Source organism: Methylobacterium sp. CM6247 (assembly GCF_054817925.1).
Genome location: NZ_JBTXKX010000003.1, coordinates 2101518 through 2117018 on the forward strand (window position 1 = coordinate 2101518; position 15501 = coordinate 2117018).

Annotated in this window: 19 protein-coding genes; 8 read left to right on the forward strand and 11 right to left on the reverse strand. The window is 64.9% G+C overall.

Annotation, left to right across the window (positions count from 1 at the left end; translation table 11 throughout):
* Positions 1-23: 23 nt before the first annotated feature.
* Positions 24-383: a flagellar biosynthesis regulator FlaF gene (gene flaF / locus ACYQOP_RS10705; protein WP_461222359.1), complete on the reverse strand. Its 360-nt coding sequence runs from the start codon at positions 381-383 to the stop codon at positions 24-26.
* A 303-nt stretch (positions 384-686) separates the two neighbouring features.
* Here flaF and ACYQOP_RS10710 point away from each other — a divergent pair, with 303 nt between their 5' ends.
* Positions 687-938 (forward strand): hypothetical protein, encoded by a 252-nt coding sequence (locus ACYQOP_RS10710; RefSeq protein WP_461222360.1) that lies wholly within the window; start codon positions 687-689, stop codon positions 936-938.
* Positions 939-951: 13 nt separating this feature from the next.
* Here ACYQOP_RS10710 and ACYQOP_RS10715 read toward each other — a convergent pair whose 3' ends face one another.
* From ACYQOP_RS10715 to ACYQOP_RS10745, 7 genes are all read right to left on the reverse strand, one after another.
* Positions 952-1107 (reverse strand): hypothetical protein, encoded by a 156-nt coding sequence (locus tag ACYQOP_RS10715; RefSeq protein WP_200919252.1) that lies wholly within the window; start codon positions 1105-1107, stop codon positions 952-954.
* Positions 1108-1297: 190 nt separating this feature from the next.
* On the reverse strand, positions 1298-1561 hold the full coding sequence (locus tag ACYQOP_RS10720; protein ID WP_246747951.1) for a hypothetical protein: 264 nt from the start codon (positions 1559-1561) through the stop codon (positions 1298-1300).
* Positions 1562-1732: 171 nt separating this feature from the next.
* Complete coding sequence (locus ACYQOP_RS10725) at positions 1733-2257, reverse strand: metallophosphoesterase family protein (RefSeq protein WP_461222361.1); 525 nt, start codon at positions 2255-2257, stop codon at positions 1733-1735.
* 13 nt (positions 2258-2270) lie between these two features.
* Entirely contained in the window at positions 2271-3275 is a 1005-nt protein-coding gene (locus ACYQOP_RS10730; RefSeq protein ID WP_461222362.1) for an energy transducer TonB family protein, read from the reverse strand.
* Between the two features lie 5 nt (positions 3276-3280).
* A complete protein-coding gene (gene tolR, locus ACYQOP_RS10735; protein ID WP_461222363.1) occupies positions 3281-3763 on the reverse strand; it encodes a protein TolR in 483 nt (160 codons plus the stop codon).
* Positions 3764-3874: 111 nt separating this feature from the next.
* Positions 3875-4567, reverse strand: coding sequence for a MotA/TolQ/ExbB proton channel family protein (locus tag ACYQOP_RS10740; protein ID WP_056434401.1), 693 nt, complete (start codon positions 4565-4567; stop codon positions 3875-3877).
* An 89-nt stretch (positions 4568-4656) separates the two neighbouring features.
* Positions 4657-5133: a hypothetical protein gene (locus ACYQOP_RS10745; protein ID WP_056434399.1), complete on the reverse strand. Its 477-nt coding sequence runs from the start codon at positions 5131-5133 to the stop codon at positions 4657-4659.
* Positions 5134-5747: 614 nt separating this feature from the next.
* Between ACYQOP_RS10745 and ACYQOP_RS10750 the strand changes: the two genes are divergently transcribed.
* Together ACYQOP_RS10750 and ACYQOP_RS10755 are read left to right on the forward strand one after the other, a co-directional pair.
* Positions 5748-6185, forward strand: coding sequence for an Hsp20 family protein (locus tag ACYQOP_RS10750; protein WP_207412252.1), 438 nt, complete (start codon positions 5748-5750; stop codon positions 6183-6185).
* A gap of 78 nt (positions 6186-6263) precedes the next feature.
* On the forward strand, positions 6264-6548 hold the full coding sequence (locus ACYQOP_RS10755) for a BQ00720 family protein (protein WP_056434395.1): 285 nt from the start codon (positions 6264-6266) through the stop codon (positions 6546-6548).
* A gap of 15 nt (positions 6549-6563) precedes the next feature.
* On the opposite strand, the gene ACYQOP_RS10760 is transcribed toward ACYQOP_RS10755, so the two are convergent.
* Positions 6564-7343 carry an alpha/beta hydrolase gene (locus tag ACYQOP_RS10760; protein ID WP_461222364.1) on the reverse strand — a complete coding sequence of 260 codons (780 nt, stop codon included), beginning with the start codon at positions 7341-7343 and terminating at the stop codon, positions 6564-6566.
* 177 nt (positions 7344-7520) lie between these two features.
* On the opposite strand from ACYQOP_RS10760, the gene ACYQOP_RS10765 reads away from it, so the two are divergent.
* On the forward strand, positions 7521-8747 hold the full coding sequence (locus ACYQOP_RS10765; protein WP_461222365.1) for a glycosyltransferase family 4 protein: 1227 nt from the start codon (positions 7521-7523) through the stop codon (positions 8745-8747).
* A gap of 189 nt (positions 8748-8936) precedes the next feature.
* The gene (gene infC, locus ACYQOP_RS10770; RefSeq protein ID WP_018042013.1) at positions 8937-9458 is read left to right on the forward strand and encodes a translation initiation factor IF-3; all 522 of its coding nucleotides are present in this window, start codon (positions 8937-8939) and stop codon (positions 9456-9458) included.
* A gap of 162 nt (positions 9459-9620) precedes the next feature.
* On the opposite strand, the gene ACYQOP_RS10775 is transcribed toward infC, so the two are convergent.
* Positions 9621-11954: an amylo-alpha-1,6-glucosidase gene (locus ACYQOP_RS10775; RefSeq protein WP_461222366.1), complete on the reverse strand. Its 2334-nt coding sequence runs from the start codon at positions 11952-11954 to the stop codon at positions 9621-9623.
* Between the two features lie 289 nt (positions 11955-12243).
* A complete protein-coding gene (locus ACYQOP_RS10780) occupies positions 12244-13377 on the reverse strand; it encodes a glycosyltransferase family 4 protein (protein ID WP_056434388.1) in 1134 nt (377 codons plus the stop codon).
* Between the two features lie 460 nt (positions 13378-13837).
* On the opposite strand from ACYQOP_RS10780, the gene ACYQOP_RS10785 reads away from it, so the two are divergent.
* Genes ACYQOP_RS10785 through ACYQOP_RS10795 form a run of 3 tightly spaced genes read left to right on the forward strand, consistent with a single transcriptional unit; the run spans position 13838 to position 15498 of the window.
* A complete protein-coding gene (locus tag ACYQOP_RS10785) occupies positions 13838-14203 on the forward strand; it encodes an NADH-quinone oxidoreductase subunit A (RefSeq protein WP_056434386.1) in 366 nt (121 codons plus the stop codon).
* Between the two features lie 53 nt (positions 14204-14256).
* Positions 14257-14844, forward strand: a complete 588-nt coding sequence (locus tag ACYQOP_RS10790) for a NuoB/complex I 20 kDa subunit family protein (protein ID WP_019906836.1) — start codon at positions 14257-14259, stop codon at positions 14842-14844.
* A gap of 9 nt (positions 14845-14853) precedes the next feature.
* Positions 14854-15498, forward strand: a complete 645-nt coding sequence (locus ACYQOP_RS10795; protein WP_461222367.1) for an NADH-quinone oxidoreductase subunit C — start codon at positions 14854-14856, stop codon at positions 15496-15498.
* Positions 15499-15501 lie beyond the last annotated feature (3 nt).

The following is a 15501-nucleotide window of genomic DNA, read 5'->3' on the forward strand; positions in this document are numbered from 1 at the left end:
CGTCGTGAGTGCCCAGCGAGGTGTCAGGTCCGTAGGCCGGCCGCAATCTGGTGGTTGATGTTGATGAGTGCCGTCAGTTTTTCGGCCTTGGGCTCGATCATCGTGTCGATCATGCGCTTGAACACGAAGGTCGAGAGTTCGGCGATGCTCGTCTTGATCGAATCCGGCAACGGATTCTCCGGTTCGGTCGCGGAGCCAGCGATGATGGTCCAGACTTTCTGGTTGAAGTTCAAGGCGTCATTCAAAGCCGGGCGCTGATTGTCCCAATCGGCCTGAATTGCCTGGAGCCTACCTGCCGCCTTGATAAGGACAGCTGCCTCGGCGCCGCGAGGCGTCAACGCGGTCTGCGCGACCCGCGCATAGGCATTGGCTCCATAGGACATGATCGCTCCTTCTCCCGACGCGGCCATGCCGATTCGTGCCGCTCGAATCAAACCGTAGTCGAGGTAAGGTTAAAAGACGGTAAGGCGGCGGGATCGCCCCAATCATGCCGGGAAGCTGGGGGAGGACGGAGCGACGGGGGAGCGGCCCTGATCAATCCGGCGGGATCAACCTATATCGATGGCGTGCATTGCAACACATAGTCACCGAGATCCGGCTTTTTGCAACGCATCCGTCAGGTTTTGCGAGCATCCTGGAGATGGGCCGAGTCGGGCCCCCGATGGGTACGCCCCTTCACTGACATGATGAATTTTCTGCTCGGTACGCTCGCCGGAGGTCTCATCGCCGGAATCGTGACCATCGTCGCCGTGCGTCATCCGGAGGTACAGACCAAGCTCGGTCTCCATCCGGTCTCGTCGGCGCTTCTGCTCCCCGCCGCACCGCCGCGGATCGAGCCTCCCTGCAGTCTGGTCCCGGCTCGTCCCCAGGGCGACCAGAGCGTCGGCAACGCGGACATGCTGTTCTCCAGGCGACGGTTCTGGTTCGTCGCCCCGTAGCCGCGGCGCTCGATCAGAGGCTGCTGAGCAGGAACATCACCATCGTCGTGGCGACCGTCGTCGAGAGGAAGCCGCACAAGGCTGCGGCGAAGGACGGACCGGTTGCAGCCGTATGCGTAGCCTGGGACGAAAGCAGGGAGAGATCGCTATGCTGGGCGGATGCGTTCATGGGTTTGGCCTCCCGACGGACAAGTCCTCCGTCGTTCCTTGATCTGTGATGTGAACGGAAAAGCGTGGCTGTGCGTGGCCGCACCGAGTCGGCACGTGCGGAAAATATCCGCATATGGGAAAGTGTTGTCAGATACTGATATTCGGTAGTGCGTGGCCGGAAAGAAGTATCGGCATCCCGGCCGCAGAGTTCAGTCGCAGCGATTGACAGATTTTGCTGCGCGCAAAGCCCGCGTTTCGCTGCGTAGGTCGATGGCGACGATGCCGGCACCGCAATCCTCGAACGCGTCCTTGGCCTCCTCGTAGCGATCGCCCACTTCATCGAGTGTTTCGCAGACCCGGTCGCGATTACCGAGCCGCGCTTCTTCACGGGCCTGATAGCGAAGGGCTGCGGCTTCCTGGACCTTCCGTTCACCCTGGAGGCATGACGGCGCCGCCAGTGTCGGAGTGATCATGCACAGCACGAAGCCAAATGCGGCGATGGGCGTTGCAGGAGCGAAGCGCATGGGGAAATCCAATTGTGCGTCTCGTTGAAGGCGGATGTCCGTCTTTCGAGTTCAGTGCCAGAGCAAGGTTAGCGCCAAAGACACGTCCCTATCGTCCAGTCTGCGTCACAAACGGCGAACTCACGGCGAAGGTTCCGCAGGTTTCCTGCGCCTGCGAGAAACCAGAATTTCGTCGAGTCGCACCGGGGCGCAGGCATGAACGTCGACCCCGACATCGTACTGGCGCGGGGCCGGCGCGAGCTTGCCGTGCGAATGTCCGTGTAGGTTGAGTGCGCCCCGCCCGATGCCGTTCCAGGTCCGGAACGCATAATGGCAGAGCACGAGCCGGCGACCGTCCACGTCGGTCTCGGCATAATGGCCCACCGAGGCCCAGGCTTGCAGCGCCAGCGTGCCGGGCCCGTCATTGTTGCCGATGATGAGGTGCTTCACGCCGTTGAGTGAGCCGACGATCTCGGCGATGCGCGTGTCGGAGGGGCCGAGCGCGACGTCGCCGAGATGCCAGACCGTGTCGTCGGGTGCGATCCTCTCGTTCCAGTTGGCGATCAACCCGGCATCATGGGCCGCGAGGTCCGGATAAGGGCGGCGGTCGATATTCAGCGCACGCCGGTCGCCGAAATGCGTATCGCTGGTGAACCAGACTGCCACCGCCCCTCCTGGCTCAGCCGCCTGGCCGGAAGCGCATGGGGACGGTGACGGCAAGGCTGCTCACGGTGACGCCAGGAGGAGCCGCCGGCAGCGATCCGCGCACAGCAGCAAGCGCCGCCCCGTCGATGACGCTGATGCCGCTGCTGCTGGCGAGCCCGGCACTGAGCACCTGACCCGACCGCGAGACGGTGAAGCGCACCACGGCGGTACCGCCCGCCGTCCCCGCCGCCGCGTTACGGTTCATGCGCCCATTGATGGCCGAGGCGAGAGCTCCCTGCCATTGACGCAGGGCGCTGGGATCGTTGCCGGAGGCGGATGAGCCCGTGCTCGCCTGCCTCGCGGACGAGGCCGAGCTGCTCGGACCGCCCTCCTGAGCGGCGCGTCGGCTGGTCTCACGCGCAGCCCTCAGCTTGGCCTCCTTGGCCGCCTTCAGCTTTGCTTCGCGAATGGCCTCGCGCTTGGCTTCCAGTTCCTCCCGACGCTTCGCCTCGATCTTGGGATCGGGCTTCGGCTTCGGTTTGACGATCTCGACGGGCTTGGGCGGCTTCACCGGCTCGGGCGGCTTGGCCACGACGGGCGGCGGGGGAGCGAGGGGCTCGGCCACCTCGGCGGTGGAAGTCACGACCTGCTCCTCCGGCGGCACCTCCGTGATCGTGTCGGGCGTGACGATGGGCTGAGTCTCTTCGGGTGGGACTTCCGCAGTCTCGGGCGGCGTCACCTCCGCCATCTCCGGCGGCTGCACCTCTTCCACGACGTCCGGCGTCTCGACGGGAGATTCTTCCGCCGGGGGAGGCACCGCCTCCGTCATGGCGGGGGCGGACGGGGCTTCGGCCTCGGTCGATTGCGGCGCCAGATCGATGGTGATCGTGTTCTCGCCGGGGGGCGCCTTGGGCGGCTGGCCGAACAGCATCATGCCCGCCAGAACCGTCAGGTGCAGGACGAAGGCCACGAGGAAGGCCGCAGCGAGGCCCGTGGGACCTCGCTGTTCGGGCTCACGTGTCGAGACGAGGGCGTTCATCGGGTCTACCGCGTCGCTCCGCTCGCCGCAGGCGCCGCCGGAAGCGCTCCGCCCGGGGATTGCGCGATGAGGGACACCTTGGTGAAGCCGGCCTGGCCGACGAGGCCCATCACTTCCATGATCTTGCCGTAGGGCACGTCCTTGTCGCCGCGTACCAGCATGACCTGGGACGGGTCTTCCGCCGCCAGCGCCTTCAGGCGCGGCATGATCGTCTCCGCTGTCAGCTCGTCCTTGGCGAGGAATGGCTTACCTTCCTTGTCGATGGAGATTTCCAGAGGCTTCTTCGCCTGTGCGACCTTGGCGGCGGTGGTCTTAGGCAATTGCACCGGCACGCCCGTCGTCATCAGCGGTGCCGCCACCATGAAGATGATCAGCAGCACCAGCATCACGTCCACCATCGGGGTGACGTTGATCTCAGACATCGGCGCGGAATCGAGGTAATCCTCGTCATCGCCGCCGCCGCTGGCGCGGACCGAACCCATACCCATCGTTTAGCCCTCCGGGGCTTCGGCGGCCGGCTCGATGGCCCGCCGCATGTCGTCATCGTGCCGTCGCGTCCGCGCCGGCCATGGAATGTTCGTTGCGTGGGAGACGCCGTGCTACTCGGCGGCCGCGGCGTGCGGCACGCTCTTGCGGTCCCGCGCGAGGCGGTTGCCGAGGGTGCCGATGCTGGCGACGAAGGCGGATTGCACCCGGCCGAGATCGTTCGTGAGCTTGTTGTAGGCCATCACCGCCGGGATCGCGACGATGAGGCCGATCGCCGTGGCGAAGAGGGCCTCGGCGATGCCGGGGGCCACCACGGCGAGCGAGGTATCCTGGCTCTGGGCGATGGACGAGAACGAGTTCATGATGCCCCAGACCGTGCCGAAGAGACCGATGAAGGGGGCGGTGGAACCGGAGGTCGCCAGGAGCGGCAGGCCCGTCTGAAGGCGCTTGACCCGCAGCGTCAGGGCGGCCCGCATGGCGCGCTCGATGCGTTCGCGCCGCTCGGCGCGGGTCTCGGTGGCGTCCTGGTCGCGCCAGGCTTCGAGCCCGGCCTGCACGATACCGGCATCGATACCCGATCCCGTCGTTTCGAGGGAGCCGCCCGAGCGCACCAGCGTGTCGAAGGCCTTGGCCTGACGCTTGGCGGCGGCGAAACGCACCAGCTTCTCGAACACCACCGTCCAACAGGCGATCGAGGCGATCACCAGTAGAATCATGACGCTTTTGACGATCGGGTCTGCCTGAAGGAACAGGCCGATGAAGGAAAAGTCGTGGGCGACAGCGGCCGGCGCGGAAGTCGGATCCATGGCGGGCTCCTCGGGGTTCGTTGGGTGGTGGCGATCGCCGAGGGGCGACCGGATCGGCAATCAGAAGGTCGGCGTGTCAGCCCGTGGGATCAGCGCGTGAAGCTCGCGCTCGTCTTGCTCTCGGTCTCGATCCGGTCGAGGCATGTCTCGCGGCTGGCCTCGCCGCCTTCGCAGGCGAGCACGTCGTTCAGGAGGACGCGGCCGATCTTCGGGCAGGAAAGGGCCGGGAAATCGAACAGCCGCACCATGGTCTTTCGGTCTTGGATGGGGCCGAGTTCGACGGCGAGGCGCTTCTGCGCGACGCCTTCCGTATCGAACGCGAAGAGGTCGAGCTTGAGGGATTTCAGCGCGGGGCCGCGGCTGTTGTCCACGAGGAGATAGGTGCGGCACGCCTCGCCCGCCGGCTCGAGACGGTTGAGCTCGAGCTTCAGAGGGCTGGGTTTCGCATCCTGGGCGACGGCGGGCGCGCCCCATCCCACCGAAAGGGCAGCAGCGATCAGCGCGGCGCCAATGGCACGGCCGGCCGGGAAGGATGGGAATTCGGTCACGCAGTGCGCCTCGTTCATAACGGTCCGATTCTCCTCGGTTACGGCAGTCCCAAGTCGCATGCCCAAGTTGCCTGCCCAGGTCGCCTGCGTCGATGCGCCTTCGCGAACGGCAATCGCAGAGACCCCCAGGGGGATCGTCTTCGGCGGTTCCTCTGGCATTGAGCGCGACGCTCGCGGTGCGGTGCCGCTCCAACCTGACGCATGACGCCCGGCGCTCGCACCGCCGCATCGTTCGACGTGGCGCGGAGTATCCGAGTTGTCCCTGTAAGATCAAGCTTTGCGCTGAAAATCAGAGCAGTTCCAAACTGTTACTGCGACGCTCGGCGCAGCGAAGGGATTGCCTAATGCTCCCATGTCCATTGCTTGATCATCCCGGGTTTCCCTTCTTGGCGACATCCACAGCCTCTTCCTGTCCGCTCCGCTGATCTTCGGGCTCGACATTTCCGTGCGGTCAGGGAGGCGAGTCGACGCGAGGACCGGTCTGACGGCGGTGCCCTTGATGCCGCTTTTCCACATCTCCATATCGCGGTGACCGGCAGACGACCGCCGGGAGGAGTGCTGCTTCAGGCGGGCTCCGACAGATCGAAGTGCCTCATCTATCGACCCCGGGGCTTCGCCAAGGACTAGATCACGTGACCACACGGCCTTCACCGTTCGGACATCCGTTTCTTCTCGGCTTCGACGAAATCGAACAGGCCCTCGACCGCGTGTCGAAGGCGGCCAATGACGGGTATCCGCCCTACAATATCGAGCGGGTGGCCCGTTCCGACGATCAACCGGAGCGGCTGCGGATCACTCTCGCGGTGGCCGGGTTCACCCGGGACCAGCTCGACGTGATGCTGGAGGAGAACCAACTCGTGGTGCGAGGGCGGCAAGTCGACGACAAGGCGCGGCAATTCCTGCACCGAGGCATCGCCGCGCGTCAGTTCCAGCGTGCGTTTCTTCTCGCCGACGGCATGGAGGTGATGGGCGCGGACCTTTCGAACGGGCTCCTGTCCATCGATCTGACCCGCCCCGAGCCGGAGCGGATCGTCCGCAAGATCACCATCGCGTCGCGCGACGAGGTCTGAGGGCACACTGAGTTTTCACCCGGATACGGGCCGAACGCGGCGCCGATCCTATACGCTCTGCCTCGAAAGGAGGGCATCATGACCGATTTCAATGCGAACCCGATCACCCAGGCCGATCTCGACCCGGCCGAATTCAACGCTGCCGATCTCGCCGCCCTCGGCGAAGGCCACATTGCCTATGTGCGCCCGATCCGTTCCGATGAGGTGAAGCGGCTGTTCCCGCAGGCTCCCGAACTGTCGCCGGGCCTCGACCTGTTCGCCCTGCTCTCGGCCAGCGGGGCTCCGATCCTCCTCGCCGATTCGCGGGATGCGATCGTCGCCAACGCCATGGCCAACGACCTTTTCGCCGTCAGCCTCCACTGAGGCGCAAGGGGGCGCTCAGGCGATCTCGGCCACCGCTGCCGTCAGTCGGGCTAGATCCTGCGGACGAGACAGCCGGTGGTCACCATCGGCGATGAGGGTGAGGACTGTGCCGGCGGCTGGCAGCCGGCCCACCGTCGCGATCGCGTGTTCGTAAGGCACATCCTGGTCCTTCATGCCCTGCAGGATGTGGATGGGGCAGCCCGGATCGATCGGCGCATCGAGCAGTAGGTGCCGGCGTCCGTCATCGATCAGCGACATGGTGGTGGGGACCGGGTCGGGCCCGTATTCCGTCGCCCGCCACCAGACGCCGTCCCGTTCCATCGTCGCGCGGATCTCCGGCGGGAAACGCTCCCACATCAGCGTCTCGGTGAAATCGACGGCCGGTGCGATCAACACCATTCCGGCCGGTGCGGCGTCGCCGCGCGAGGCTCGGGCTCGCGCGACCAGACAGGCGATCCAGCCCCCCATCGACGAACCGATGAGGATCGGTGGCTTCGTGACGGTCGCGTCCAGCACCGCCATGGCGTCTTCCAGCCATGTGGAGATGGTCGAGGCGGCGAACTCGCCTTCCGATTCTCCATGTCCGGTATAGTCGAACCGGATGAGGGCACGGCCGTGGTCCCGCGCCCAAGCGTCGAGGACTGTCGCCTTGGTCGCCCCCATGTCAGATCGGAATCCCCCGAGCCAGACGAGCGGAGGCCCGTCCCCCTCGCGGATCCGTATCGCGATGCGGCGCGCGGCGTCTCCCTCTCCAACCGAGATGAAGATCGGGTTCTGGCGGGTCGCGAAATCCATGCTTCATCCGTAATCCGAAGAAAACCAGAATTGAATGCCTCGGAGTCGCTTTTCGTTTACCGAGACGTAAAGCGTGCCCCCGATGCTGGAGACCATGATCGAGACACGAGACGAATACCGGGCCTGCGCCGAAAACCAATGTCCGTCGTGTCTCCGGTTCCGAAAAGGATCACCGGAGTGAACGGCGGCGAGCGGTCGGGCGCAGGCTTTCCCGGTGACATCCAGCCTCTGGCAGGCGCAACGATCCTGCAGATCATTCCTGCCCTCGATGCCGGCGGCGCGGAGCGCACGACGGTGGATGTAGCAGCGGCATTGGCCGCCGTCGGGGCCCGTGCCCTGGTGGCGACGGAAGGCGGGCGGCTCGTCGGCGAGATGCAGGCCAAGGGTGGAACCTGGCTTCCCTTTCCGGCGGCCTCCAAGAACCCCCTCGCCATGGCCGTGAATATCGGCCGCCTCGCCAGCCTGTGCCGGCGAGAGGGGGTTCAGATCGTCCATGCCCGCTCACGTGCCCCCGCCTGGGTGGCGCTCGGGGCGGTACGGCGGCTGAAGATCCCCTACGTGACCACCTATCACGGCAGTTATTCGGGCCGGACCGGGGTGAAGGTGCTCTACAATTCGGTCATGGCGCGGGGCGACGTGGTCATCGCCAATTCCCACTACACCGCCGACCTCATCCGGATGCTTCATCCCGAGCAAGCCGGTGACCGCGTGCGGGTCGTCCATCGCGGTACCGACCTCGCCCAGTTCTCACCCGGCGCCGTGGCGCCGGCCCGCGTCGAGGCCCTGCGCCGGTCCTGGGGGGTCGCCCCGCACCAGCGCGTTGTTCTTCTCGCCGCCCGGCTGACGGCCTGGAAGGGCCAGCGCGTGCTGATCGAAGCGGCGGCCGTCCTGCGGGACCGGGGTGTCGCCGATGTCGCTTTCATCCTGGCCGGAGACCCGCAGGGTCGCTCTGCCTACGAACGTGAGCTCGATGCGCTGATCGAGGCCCGCGGACTCAGCGATATCGTGCTGCGGGTCGGTCATTGCACCGACATGCCGGCCGCCTTCCGGGCGGCCTCGGTGGTGGCCGTCCCTTCCGTGGAGCCCGAGGCATTCGGGCGTTCGGCCGTGGAGGCCCAGGCTCTCGGAACTCCAGTGGTGGTCTCGGACCTCGGCGCGGTGCCCGAAACGGTGCTTGCCCCGCCGGAAGTGCCCGCCGCGCAGCGAACCGGCTGGCGCGTGCCTCCAGGCGACGCACCGGCCCTGGCGGAGGCCTTGCTCGAGGCGCTGAATCTCGGGGCCAGTGCGCGGGACGCCATGACCCGCCGGGGACGTGCGCATGTGGAAGCGCATTTCTCCCTCGACGGCATGGTGGGCGCCACCTTGGACATCTATGCGGAGCTCCTTGCGGGCCGCGCGCGATGATGCCGTATCGACGGGTTCGTGAACCAAAGCGGTTCGAGCCTGTTGACACGGGACGCAGTTCGGACATGGTGTCCGCAACCGGATTGCCGGAGCGATTGGTGGCCAGGTCTAGCCCTCGGGGCGATGTCCGCAGGCTGCCGTTTCGTCGTTCACGAGGAGATTGAAGCCATTCGTAGACCAATGAGAGCCATGCCGGCCCCGCAGAAGGACGGGCCGCGCGCCAACAGGGACATCCGTGGCGTCCGCGAAGTGCAGCTCATCGATGATACCGGGCAGAACCGCGGTGTCGTCGCCTTCTTCGACGCGTTGGCCCTCGCCGAAGAGGCGGGCCTCGATCTCGTGGAGATCGCGCCGAACTCCGTTCCTCCCGTCTGTAAGCTGCTCGATTACGGCCGCTTCCGCTTCAACGAACAGAAGAAGCAGAACGAGGCCCGTAAGAAGCAGAAGACGGTCGAGGTCAAGGAGATCAAGCTCCGCCCCGGCATCGACAAGCACGATTACGACACCAAGATGAAGGCCGTCATCCGGTTCTTCGAGGAAGGCGACAAGGTGAAGGTCACCCTGCGCTTCCGCGGCCGTGAGATGGCTCACCAGGATATCGGTCTGCGCCTGCTGGAGCGGGTGAAGAACGAGACCCAGGAAATCGCCAAGGTGGAAAGCGAGCCGATGCTCGAAGGCCGCCAGATGATCATGATCCTGGCGCCGCGCTGAGACGCTTTCCGTCCTTTCACTGGACTTGAGAACATTGAAAGCCGCTTCCCGATCCGGGAAGCGGCTTTTTTATCGCCTCGTGACCACTCACGGTATCCCGTGATTCGGCACGGCTTTGCATCCGCGGAGAGGGGAGGGGCGGCGTGTGAACCGCCCCCCGGGTTACTTCACCACCGACACCTGCGCGTCGCCGACACGCCTGAGCACGTTGACCGTGACATCGCTTCCGTAGCGCTGGACACGCAGGTCGATCCGCGATTCGCCGAGCTTGAGGTTGAAGATCGAGACGCCTTCGAGGAAATCCGGCAGGGTGGGGTTGCGAAGCCGGATGCGGTTGCGGTCGTGCTGGATCTCCAGGCCGATACAGGCGGAGAGGAAGGCGAAGGGTGCCGCTGCCGCCCAGGCCTGCGGCGAACAGGCGACCGGATAGGAGACTGGTCCGCGCTGGTTGCGCCGCATGAAGCCGCAGAACAGCTCCGGCAGGCGCTTCTGGTCCTGATAGAGCGCAGTATCGAACATGCCCTGGAAGATGCGCGACGCTTCGGGCTTCAAGTCGTAGCGAGCGAGGCCCATCGCCACCATGGCGTTGTCGTGCGGCCAGATCGAGCCGTTATGATACGACATCGGGTTATAGCGGGCCTCGCCACGCGCGATGGTCCGCACGCCCCAACCGTTGAACCCGTCCTTCGACAGGAGATTGGCAGCGACGCTCGCGGCCCGCTCCGGCAGGGCGATGCCGGTGAAGAGGGCGTGGCCGGCATTGGACGAGCGCACGGCGCATTGCTTCTTCGCCCCGTCGAGGGCCAGCGCGTAGGTGCCGATCTCCTCGCACCAGAATGCTTTGTCGAAATTCTCACGCAGGTGCCGGGCCTCGTCTCCGAGGCGGGTGGCGAGAGCGTCATGGCCGAGCAAGGTCGCGAGTTTGGCCATGCCGTTCTTGGCGGCATAGACGTAACCCTGGACCTCGCACAGAGCGATCGGCCCCTTCGCGAGCTGTCCGTCGGTGTGGAAGATCGAATCGTGGCTGTCTTTCCAGCCCTGGTTCTCCAGGCCCTTGTCGGTGTCGCGGGCGTATTCGACGAAACCGTCGCCGTCCCGGTCGCCGTACTTGTTCATCCATTCGACGGCGAGTTCGAGGGCCGGCCAGATCCGCGCAATGGTCTCCCGGTCGCCGGTGACGGCATAATACTCATAGGCCAGCATGACGAAGAGCGGCGTGCCGTCGATCGTGCCGTAATAGTGGCGGAACGGCACCTCGCCGAGCATCGCCATCTCGCCGCGCCGGGTCTCGTGTAGCACCTTGCCCGGCTGGGCATCGGCGGCGGGGTCCACGGCCTTCGCCTGGGTCGAAGCCAAGTAGCGCAGGACGCCCTTGGCGAAATTCGGGTCGATCCAGAGGGCCATCATCGCGGTGATGATGCCGTCGCGGCCGAACACGGTGGAGTACCAGGGGATGCCGGCGAAGGGGTAGATTCCCTCGGGCGTGCGGCTCGCCAGCATGTAGAGGTCGGCGGTGGCGCGGCAGGCCGCTTCGTTGAACTGGTCGTTCGACGAGATGATCGTGGTGATCCCGGCGGTGAGTTGGCGCAAGTCCCGGCGCGCGTCGCGATAGGCGCGGGCGAAGATCACGCCTTCGCCGAGGCCCTTCGGGTGACGTGCTCCGGCCCCGCTGCCCGCCGCCTGCGACAGACCGGCGGCTGCATCCTCGCCCACCTTTTCGGCGGCCGGGGCACTGGTGAAGGCGCGGTGCGATTCGCAGACCACGCGGATGAACAGCGACGTCCGGCCGCCAGGGGGCAGCGAGACTTCGAACTCGGCCCGGCCCGGCTCGATATGTTTCGGCTTCGGCCCGAAATGCAGGCTCGTGGTGCGGACCACCTCGTCGAGACCGACATAGCGGAACTGGACCTCGGTCTCGCTCGCCACCTGGACGCTACGCTTGCCCCGAATGGGACGGTCCATTCCGCGCACCTCGAACAGGTCACGGTAATCGGCGTCGAAGGTGATGCCGATCTTCAGCTTCCAATGCCGAGAATCATAATTGCGCAGGCCGATCCGGTCGTAGCAGGCCCCCTTGAACAGGAACTTGGTACGCTCGATAGCGATCAATTCGCGTGGGATCGTGGTCTCGTCATGAGCGTCGATGCGGATGTCGGGCGTCGTCATATCGACGCTCAGCGCACCGTTATCGTCCTGCATGACCGAGGACAGGAGGAGTGGCCGCTGGTCCTCGATGGTGAAGCCGAGGCGCGAGAGGTAGCGGGTATCCTGGAAATACAGGCCTTCCGGCCCAGGTAGCACGCCGATATCGCCGTAACTGTCGAGGACGGCGAAGGCCTCTCCGTACTTAAGCGAGCGCAAGGGACGCTCCACCAGCGAGGTCTGCGCCTCGATATGATATTGCGGCAGCACCGCGTCGGCATCCTGGAAGCCTTGCCCCAGGCCATTCGCGCTGGAACCGTCCTGTGTCGTCGCCGTGGAAGTGTTCGCCGCCATGCCTGAACGTCTCCGGGAAGTGGGCTGCCGGACCTGCAGCATCGAGGCGAAGCCATACCCGGCCCGATGCCGCAGATCATTGTTTAAGTTCGGACTCGCATGAAACGCGGCCATGCGTTTCGGCCCGATACGTTCGATCGTAGCCCGCGAATCAAAAGGCCGCCGATCGCGACCAGGCGACTCGGCGGCCTTCTGGAACCGGTCTCGGCGGATCCGCTCGAAGCGGCACCGATACGGGGAAGGTTAGCAAGGCTGATGCCCGATGGCATCAGCCTTTCGCTAGAGATTTTCAGGCGGGCATCGCCGCGGCTGAGAGCGAGGGGCGGGCCGAACCGTTCAAGTCGCCATAATGCGGAGTGAAGGCGCCCGCATGCGGCATCGTGATCACGTTGGGCTGACCCGCGATCAACTGCTCGTAGACCGCCACGTACTTCTTCACCATGCACTCGGCGGTGAACTGGGTCTCGAAGTGGCGACGGACACCGGCGCGGCTCATGGTCTTCACCTTGTGCACGGCCGCGATGGCATCATCCATCGTGTCGCAAAGGACACCGCTGACGCCGTCGGCGATGACTTCGGGAACCGAGCCGTTGCGGAACGCGATGACCGGAGTGCCGGCCGACATCGCCTCGATCATGACGAGGCCGAAAGGCTCCGGCCAGTCGATCGGGAAGGCCAGCGCCAGCGCGTTGCCGAGGAAGTCCTTCTTCTGTTCTTCGTTGATCTCGCCGATGAACTCGACGAGCGGGTGATGGATCATCGGCTCGATGACCTCGTCCCAGTAATCCTGGTCTGCCTTATCGACCTTCGCGGCGATCTTGAGCTTCACGCCGGACTGGATCGCCATCTGGATCGCGCGGTCGGGACGCTTCTCCGGAGAAATGCGACCGAGGAAGGCGAGGTAGCCACCTTTGGCGTCCGGGTAATACGGGCAGTTCTCGGCCGGCAGACCGTGATGGATCGTCGACTGCCAGTTCGAGTTGGAGGGCATCGGTTCACGCTGATTGTCGGAAATCGACACCAGCGGCATGCCCGTGAAGGTACGGTAGACCGGCATGAAATCAGGCACGTCGAGGCGACCATGCATGGTCGTCACGCACTTATGGTAAAGATCTTCGAACATCGGATACTGAAGCAGATCGATGTGGAAGTGCAGCACGTCGAATTCGTGGGCCCGCTTGTGCACGTTGTGCAGCATGGCGAGATGGCTGGCGGTATGGTCCCGGTAGCCGAGAAGGCGAAGGCCCTCCGGCGTGCAGGCCGCCAGCTTGGCCGACGTCTCGGAATCACCGCTAGCGAACAGCGTGACGTCATGGCCCTGGCGGACGAGTTCTTCCGTGATCCACGATACGACGCGCTCGGTGCCGCCATAGAACTTGGGAGGCACGGCCTCCGAGAGCGGAGCAATCTGGGCAATGCGCACGAAACGTCTCCTGTAAGGTCGAATGTTGCGACGACCTAACGCCAACCGGCCTGAGTGGGACATGAACGGAACTCACGGCCAAGGTTATGGTTCCGAGCGCTTGCCGAGCGCCATGTTTACCTTTGCGTTAACCTTGGATGTCCCCGGTATCCTCGTTTCCACCCGGCCCATCGACCCGGCCCGGCCAGGCGCGGTTCCATGCAGGAAGCCGGCCAGAATTCCCGGTCGGCAGGCCCGGTGGGGCCCATCTTGGAGGGGCCTGCGCGGATCGGTCGTGTTGAAGGATGCGATCCTTGGCATACCTCCGTGTCATGCCTGGATTTGTGCGACGCAGGACGCCCTTGTTTCGCTCAAGGGGGTCGTCTAAGCCTCGCGCCTGCGCAGTCTGGCATTGGAGCAATTCCATACCATCCCGGCGCTCGCGAGGCGTTTCGCTCGCCACGAACACGAGAGGTGTCGCATGACAGGCCTGTTGGCGGATTATCTGCCCCTCATCGTCTTCATCGGCGTGTCGCTCTTCATTGCGGTGGCGTTGCTCGTGGCTCCCTTTCTCGTGGCCTATAACAGCCCCGATCCGGAGAAGCTTTCGGCCTACGAGTGTGGCTTCAATGCCTTCGACGACGCCCGCATGAAGTTCGACGTGCGGTTCTACCTCGTTGCTATTCTTTTCATCATCTTCGACCTGGAAGTGGCATTCTTGTTCCCCTGGGCGATCACCTTCGGTGAGCTCGGCTGGTTCGGGATGTGGTCGATGATGGCCTTCCTCGGCGTGCTCACGGTCGGGTTCGTCTACGAGTGGCGCAAGGGCGCCCTCGAATGGGACTAACTATCCCGTCGACCTGACAATCGCATTGCCCGAAGCCTGATCCCGAGAAACCGATGGCCTTCAGCCCCGATATCACCCGGATCCCCGCCGTTGCACCGGCACCGAAAGGGATCATCGACCCGAATACCGGTCGCCCTATCGGCGCCGACGATCCGACCTTCCTGTCGATCAACAGCGAACTCGCCGACAGGGGTTTCCTGATCACCTCGACGGACGACCTCATCAATTGGGCCAGGACCGGCTCGTTGATGTGGATGACATTCGGCCTCGCCTGTTGCGCCGTCGAGATGATGCAGATGTCGATGCCGCGCTATGATTGTGAGCGCTTCGGCTTCGCTCCGCGCGGTTCGCCCCGGCAATCCGACGTGATGATCGTCGCCGGCACGCTGACCAACAAGATGGCTCCGGCCCTGCGCAAGGTCTACGACCAGATGCCCGAGCCGCGCTACGTGATCTCCATGGGCTCCTGCGCCAATGGCGGCGGCTACTATCACTATTCCTACTCGGTGGTGCGCGGCTGCGACCGGGTGGTGCCGGTGGACATCTACGTGCCGGGCTGCCCGCCCACGGCGGAGGCGCTGCTCTACGGCGTGCTTCTGCTCCAGAAGAAGATCCGCCGTACCGGCACGATCGAGCGCTGAGGGTCCGCGATGAGCAACGGCATCTCGATCCTCGCGCATACGGCCGCCCCCGCCGACGGTTCGCTCCAGGCGCTCAGCGACCATGTGGGCGCGGCCCTCGGGCCGGCCATCGTCTCGCGCGCCATCGCCTTCGGTGAGCTGACGTTGAACGTTCAGGCGAGCGATATCGTCTATGCGCTCACCTATCTGCGCGACGACCCGACCTGCGCGTTCCGCTGCTTCATCGATATCTGCGGCGTTGATTATCCCAACCGGGCCAAGCGCTTCGACGTGGTCTACCACCTGCTCTCGTTGCGCCATAACAGCCGCATCCGGGTGAAGGTGCAGACCGACGACCAGACCGCCGTACCCTCCGTTATCGAGGTGTTCCCGGCGGCGAACTGGTTCGAGCGCGAAGCCTACGACCTGTATGGAATCCTGTTTTCGGGGCACCCGGACCTGCGCCGGTTGCTCACCGATTACGGTTTCGAGGGCCACCCCCTGCGCAAGGACTTCCCGCTCACCGGCTTCGTCGAGGTTCGATACGACCAGGACGAGGCCCGTGTCGTGTACGAGCCGGTGAAGCTGACACAGGAATTCCGGAACTTCGACTTCCTCTCGCCGTGGGAGGGCACCGAATACGTGCTCCCGGGCGATGAGAAAAAGTCGGCTTGAGCA